Raw genomic sequence first — 999 nt, 5'->3', positions numbered from 1 at the left:
CGAGCCAAGGGGTCGTGGGCCAGAATGCGTATTGTGAAGAGAAGACGGAGAAACACCATGGACCACCTTGACGAAATGCTCGCGAAATTGCGCGATGCCCCAATTGACCCCAGGCTTGCCGGCCTGGACAGCCGCGTCCTGACGGAAATCGCTAGGGTCCAGGCCATGCCGCGCTTGGGCGCAACGACGTTTGGTCTAGCCGCCGCAGTCGCGCTTTTCATCGGCATCGCGGGCTCCGCGGTTCCAATCGGGTCGGCGGACGCGAGCCCGATATCGCCCTTCGATGCGCAGTTGGCGCTCGCGCCCTCGACGCTGCTGGGCTCGCAATGATGCGGGACCGCCGCCGGCTCCTGCTCCTCCTACTGTTGACCTTTACCGCGGCGATCGCCGGGGTGGTGATCGGGCGGATCTATGTGGTGTCGGCACCGCCCGTGGAAAACGAACTGCACGAGCTGCTCCATCGGGATCTCAAACTGGATACGGCTCAGCACGCCCGGCTGGAGTTCATCGAGAAGAATTATGCCATTCGGCGTCAGGCACTTGAAGCCGAGCTGCGCGCCGACAATGCTCGCCTAGCAGAGGCGATTGAGGCGGAACATGGCTATGGCCCTAAAGTCGCGGCGGCAGTGGACCGCTCGCACCAAGCCATGGGCGCGCTGCAGAAGGAAACGCTCGAGCACATCTTTGCAATGCGTGCCGTACTTCGCCCCGATCAGACGCAGAAGTTCGACGACGCCGTAGTGAAAGCGCTGACGGCAAAGTCCGAATGACCATAATTCTCCCCGACTGCTCGGACGGGGAGCTTGCCGCTCTTGCACTCGTCGGCCGGCAGGCCGCTTTCGCCGAACTTGTGCGGCGACACCAAGGCTGGGTATTTCGGCTCGTGCGCAGCCATATAGGTGACGGAGAGGAGGCGCTGGACGTCACGCAGGCAAGCTTCGTCGCCGCCTTCGCCGCACTCAACCGCTATGACGCTGCGCGACCCTTCCAGGTCTGGAT

3 protein-coding genes are annotated in these 999 nt (G+C 63.1%); all 3 read left to right on the top strand.

Annotation, left to right across the window (positions count from 1 at the left end):
* Positions 1–57 precede the first annotated feature (57 nt).
* Positions 58–330: a hypothetical protein gene (locus tag AX681_RS12345; protein WP_007406377.1), complete on the top strand. Its 273-nt coding sequence runs from the start codon at positions 58–60 to the stop codon at positions 328–330.
* Positions 330–770, top strand: coding sequence for a periplasmic heavy metal sensor (locus AX681_RS12340; RefSeq protein ID WP_037486783.1), 441 nt, complete (start codon positions 330–332; stop codon positions 768–770). Before AX681_RS12345 ends, AX681_RS12340 begins: the two co-directional genes overlap by 1 nt.
* Positions 767–999: RNA polymerase sigma factor (locus AX681_RS12335; protein WP_269450349.1), on the top strand; the 233-nt coding region annotated here is incomplete at its 3' end. The genes AX681_RS12340 and AX681_RS12335, both read left to right, overlap by 4 nt.

The organism is Sphingomonas sp. CCH9-E2, from assembly GCF_001557215.1.
In the GTDB taxonomy this organism is placed as follows: domain Bacteria; phylum Pseudomonadota; class Alphaproteobacteria; order Sphingomonadales; family Sphingomonadaceae; genus Sphingomonas.
Note: the sequence above shows the minus strand (reverse complement) of the source record. Positions and strands in the feature narration are given on the sequence as shown.

Coding starts and splice junctions, on each gene's coding strand:
- AX681_RS12345 (WP_007406377.1), top strand. CDS start 58: ATGGACCACCTTGACGAAATGCTCGCGAAATTGCGCGATGCCCCAATT.
- AX681_RS12340 (WP_037486783.1), top strand. CDS start 330: ATGCGGGACCGCCGCCGGCTCCTGCTCCTCCTACTGTTGACCTTTACC.